This window comes from Cytophaga sp. (assembly GCF_051961495.1).
Lineage (GTDB): Bacteria > Bacteroidota > Bacteroidia > Cytophagales > Cytophagaceae > Cytophaga.
In genome coordinates this window covers 1-4,914 of sequence record NZ_JBQCDF010000065.1, presented here as the reverse complement: position 1 = coordinate 4,914, position 4,914 = coordinate 1, and the positions used below count along the sequence as shown (strand labels likewise).

General features: G+C 40.3%; 4 protein-coding genes and 1 pseudogene. 2 read left to right on the top strand and 3 right to left on the bottom strand.

The window, feature by feature from the left end; all coding sequences use genetic code 11:
• A partial coding sequence (locus ACTHJT_RS03100) for a flavodoxin-dependent (E)-4-hydroxy-3-methylbut-2-enyl-diphosphate synthase (protein ID WP_440236298.1) occupies positions 1-388 on the bottom strand: 388 nt, incomplete at its 3' end.
• 286 nt (positions 389-674) lie between these two features.
• Positions 675-1,382: an SDR family oxidoreductase gene (locus ACTHJT_RS03095; protein WP_440236296.1), complete on the bottom strand. Its 708-nt coding sequence runs from the start codon at positions 1,380-1,382 to the stop codon at positions 675-677.
• An 86-nt stretch (positions 1,383-1,468) separates the two neighbouring features.
• Between ACTHJT_RS03095 and ACTHJT_RS03090 the strand changes: the two genes are divergently transcribed.
• Both ACTHJT_RS03090 and ACTHJT_RS03085 read left to right on the top strand, forming a co-directional pair.
• Positions 1,469-2,200: an MlaE family ABC transporter permease gene (locus tag ACTHJT_RS03090; RefSeq protein WP_440236294.1), complete on the top strand. Its 732-nt coding sequence runs from the start codon at positions 1,469-1,471 to the stop codon at positions 2,198-2,200.
• Positions 2,201-2,221: 21 nt separating this feature from the next.
• Positions 2,222-2,968, top strand: a complete 747-nt coding sequence (locus ACTHJT_RS03085) for an ABC transporter ATP-binding protein (protein ID WP_440236293.1) — start codon at positions 2,222-2,224, stop codon at positions 2,966-2,968.
• Between the two features lie 137 nt (positions 2,969-3,105).
• Here ACTHJT_RS03085 and ACTHJT_RS03080 read toward each other — a convergent pair.
• A pseudogene (locus ACTHJT_RS03080) lies at positions 3,106-4,914 on the bottom strand (hypothetical protein); the annotation flags it as partial.

The window sequence follows — 4,914 nt, the reverse complement described above, 5'->3', positions numbered from 1 at the left end:
CATAATTGCCCGGATTGATCCGTACTTTTTCGACAATTTTTGCTGCCAGCTCGGCCGCGTTCGGAGTAAAATGTATGTCTGCTATTAAGGGAACCGAGTACCCCCGTTTCAATAGCTCCTTCTTGATATTTTCCAAATTCTGAGCCTCTTTCATACTCGGGGCTGTAATTCTGACATACTCACAACCAGCCTCGACCATGCGGATAATTTGCTCAACACTACCCATGGTGTCCATCGTATCAACCGTTGTCATCGATTGTAAACGGATCGGATAATCACCTCCCATAGGAACATTTCCAATGGTCACTACACTCGATTTCCGGCGAACATACTGAGTAAGACTTTGACAGTATTTTGTGTTTATTGAAGAAAGTTCGTTTGCAGACATCTCTTGATTTTGTTATATATCAGGAAAGATAACTTTTTTACTGAATTCCCCTCATTTTTGGGGAAAATTATTCCTTTTTACGGCACTCAATATTTTTTTAGACTAATCTAAATTTAAACATTTATATTATTATTAATCAGATAATATATTTTACAAAAGTAAATTAAAGCTTTAATAAAAATATTTATTGATTTAAACTAAAAAAGGAACCCGGATGATAGATCCGGGCTCCTTAAAACACTTAAATGAATGTATCTGAATATATAAATTTTACCAGAGCTCCTATTTACAGGTCACCGAGTTGAGGGCGCAGCAGGATCTCTTCTACTACAGTATGCTCAGACAAATTATAGATACCAAATATTGAATCAGCTACATCTTCGGCTTTAATAAAACGCTCTTGTGGGAAGTCTGCCCCATCCCAGGAAGCAGTCAAAGTTGCTCCTGGTAAGACGGCAGTCACCCGGATATTGTATGGCTTCATTTCTTCACGCAGAACTTTTGTCATGCCTAAAAGTGCAAATTTAGAAATGGTATAAGAACCTCCGTTTTCATAGGCCATGATGCTCGCAATCGAACAGATGTTAAAAATACTTCCCTTACGTTTTTCCATCATCCGGCCAACCACTCCGCGGGTAATTTCATATGCGCTCATCAGGTTGGTCTGAATCTGATTTTCCAAAACACCTTCGGGTTCATTATGGATTTGCCCCTGGACAAAAAGTCCGGCATTATTGATCAGTACTTCCACCGGACGGTCAACGGTCTTTACCAATTTAATCACTTCTGCCCTGCCCGATGGCTCTGACAAATCTGCTGCACAGGTATATATTTGCGTTCCCGGGTAGGCTGCTAAAATTGTACTTTTTAAATGCTCCAGATCTTGGCCATTCCGGGCACAGGTAATAATATCAAAACCCTGGGAAGCGAATTTCCATACCAAAGCTTTACCAATCCCTTTCGTTCCTCCGGTTACAATAACTAGTTTATTCATTTTTTTAAAATTGTTTGCCACTTAAATATACCTTATTTTAGTAAGGATTTTAAGGGTGGATTATCAATGTTGATATTAAAAGTACAATGAAGAGTTTTGGGAAATACATGATTTTAATGGGCAGTCTTTTTGTAAGACGGGAAAAATTTATCGTTTATTGGAGGCTGACAATTGATGAATGTATCATAATCGGAACCAATTCAATTTTCATTGTAGCCATCGTTTCCTCTTTTATCGGGGCTGTAACCTGTATCCAGACTGCTGCCAATTTAGTTAGTCCGCTTGTTCCGATCTACGTTGTGGCCTCTGTTGTGCGTGAAATGTCCATTCTGGAACTGGCCCCGACCTTTACCTGTGTGGTTTTGGCCGGTAAAGTAGGTTCCAGTATCGCCGGTCAGCTCGGCACTATGAGAATAACAGAACAGATTGATGCATTGGAAGTTATGGGAATTAATTCAGCTTCTTACCTGATTCTACCTAAAATACTTGCCAGTCTGATTACAATCCCGATGCTGGTTACTTTTGCTGCCTTATTATCTATTTTGGGCGGTTTTGTTGCCGGCAGATTGGGCGATATTATCTCTACACAGGATTACATTTACGGTATTCAATCCGATTTCAATGAGTTCAACGTAAGTTTCGCATTAATTAAAGCCTTCGTTTTTGCATTTCTGATCTCTTCCATTTCAGCTTACCAGGGTTTTTTCACTAAAGGCGGCGCACTGGAAGTAGGCCAATCTTCAACCACAGCGGTAGTAAATAGCTGCATCGGGGTATTGGTTGCAGATTTATTACTGGCTCAATTACTATTAAACTAATCTCAAATCACAGAAAATATTATGATTGAGTGCAAAAACATCAATAAGACCTTTAACCATAAACACATATTAAAAAACGTATCGGCAAGCTTTGAACAAGGCAAAACCAACCTCATTATCGGTGCCAGCGGAACCGGGAAAAGTGTTCTGCTGAAGACATTGGTTGGTTTAGTACATCCGGATTCAGGGGATGTCTTGTACGACGACCGTAATTTTACCCAGGCAAACAAAGAAGAAAAGCAGGTGATCCGCAGAGAAATCGGAATGCTTTTCCAGGGCGGTGCCCTATTCGATTCCAAAACAGTGGAAGAAAATGTCATGTTCCCGCTGGATATGCTGAGTGACATGTCTAAATCTGAAAAAGCAGACCGGGTGCATTTTTGTCTGCAGCGTGTTGGCCTGGATCATGCGGCAAAATTAAAACCTTCCGAAATCAGTGGCGGGATGGCAAAACGGGTTGGTATTGCAAGAGCCATTGTGATGAACTCTAAATACCTGTACTGCGATGAACCAAATTCCGGTCTTGATCCTCAGACTTCCATCCGTATTGATAATCTCATCCAGGAAATTACGCACGAATATAATATTACAACGGTAGTCGTTACACACGATATGAACTCCATGCTTGAAATCGGAGAGAATATCATATTCATGTTCAAAGGGGAAAAGATCTGGGAAGGAACTAAAGATAACATCCTGGGTACAGATATAAAAGATCTACAGAATTTTATCTTCGCCAGCAAGCTCATCCGGGATATGAAGCACTAAGCTTAATGCCTAACGCTAAAGGCTCAATGCTTTAAATAGAATATATTTGAATATTCGATAATTTATTCGATGTGAGAAACTTATCGTCATTTTATAAAGTCGCTTTCCTGCTTTAAGTTTCAGCGTTGAGCATTAGACTAAAACAACGCGCTCAATTGCATCCTACCGGTGTGAATGGTTTTCACAGATTCCGATTTTCTACCTTCATAAGTAAAAGATATCAGCAAACCATTTGTCAAGCGCTCCTGCCAGGCAACATTCCAGGTCATGTTATTGCCGCTATATAAAGCCTCCTGCATTTCATAAGCAACCGGACTGTTCTCCTGTGTGCCATTCAAACGGGAATTGATCCGGATGTATTTTATAGTTGTTGTAAAAGTTCGTTTCGACAGTTTATTCAATTTCAATTCCGTCCCGGCAGTATAGAGCAATGCATTTTCTCCGTTGCCGCTTTGTATGGTATTGATTTTATAGGCCATTCCTGCCAGTAACGTGATCCGTGTGTTGGTAAGCGGCTGATAAGAAAATTCATTATCCATTTTTTTATAGTCAATAAAATAATTCCGGTAAGCATTGAAATCTGAATTGACACTATTATAACCCGTAGCGAGTTTTATTTTCCAGGCAAACATGCGCTTAAAAGTAGATCGTAATCCATAGGTGAGGTCATCATTGAGTTGGTTTTCAAAACCCTGTGTTAAAAATTGTCTCGACTGATTGGAAGTTAGCGCAAGGTCCATCCCGAAAAGCGAACTTGAACGGTTGTAAAATAATACTGCCCGGATCACACGCTGAAAACCCAGCAAACTGGTGTCTCCTGCTCCGGGAGTAGCCGGATTAAACCGTTCCCAGATTTTACTGTCTGAAGTTTTTTTGTTCAGTGTTATAGAAGCCGTGTTTGATAATTTAGCCAGTGTTTTAAGAACGTGAGAAGAAGATGACTTCCATTTTCTTGGCATCGACATATCCAGCCTGTAGTTTACCAGGTTTGTATAAGCTTTGTAATAATCATTTGATGGCAGGTATACTTTTATAAATTCGGCAGTGTCATTATAAATCTTTGAAACGAATTCGCTGATCTGTTGCACGCCATCACCATTATAATCCCGCCATACATAATTACCCAAACCGGTAGCAACAGGTTGAAACACAAATTGCTGCCGGGCCTGCCGCCCTACCCCGGTTGTCACTGTCAGTTCTGAACGAACATGCCGTTTGAAAAGATTAATGCCCCAGTCTACCCTCGACATAACCGTTTCATCATTGGGTGTAGCTACCGGACCAACATATGCCAGGTATCTGTAAGTCGTAACCACATTCAACTGGTGATCAGAGTTAAACTTTATACCACTGGTAAAACTGGTTGTCTGTGCGCGGGTATTGGGCAACAACTCTCCATTGAAAAGCTGCTTGTCATTCCGGCTGCTGTAATCAATGCGATACCTGAATTTCGCTGTGTCATTCGATAAGAGGTAATATTTATATTCTTCAAAATACATCAGAGACTGTGCGACCTTGCCTGAAGAGTCCACCACTTTATTTTTTTCAGTGCTGTATTGAAAACCGGGTGTCAGCAATTTTGTTTGATAGTAAACCAGCACGTTATATTTCTGCCAGTCTGCCTTACCGAGTGTGGTATTCGTATTATTAAAAAACGCATCCCCTTTTAAAAATAAATTACCGGCTTTCTGATACAACTGCGCAACATGCTGTACACCGTTCAGATCATTATCCTTGTTTCTGTAATTCAACGAATAACTAAAAAGCTCACTGGAATTTTTCGTATAGTTCAAAGAACCGCTCATCATGTTATTATTCCCGATGCGCGTTACATCTTCATTCCAGTAACGCTCAAAGTCTGGCGCCCGGAAGCGGTCTATCGCCGTAAAATTCTTATCATTAAATTCATATGAAACAGTAGAGCCCAGCAGATATTTATTCAAAAG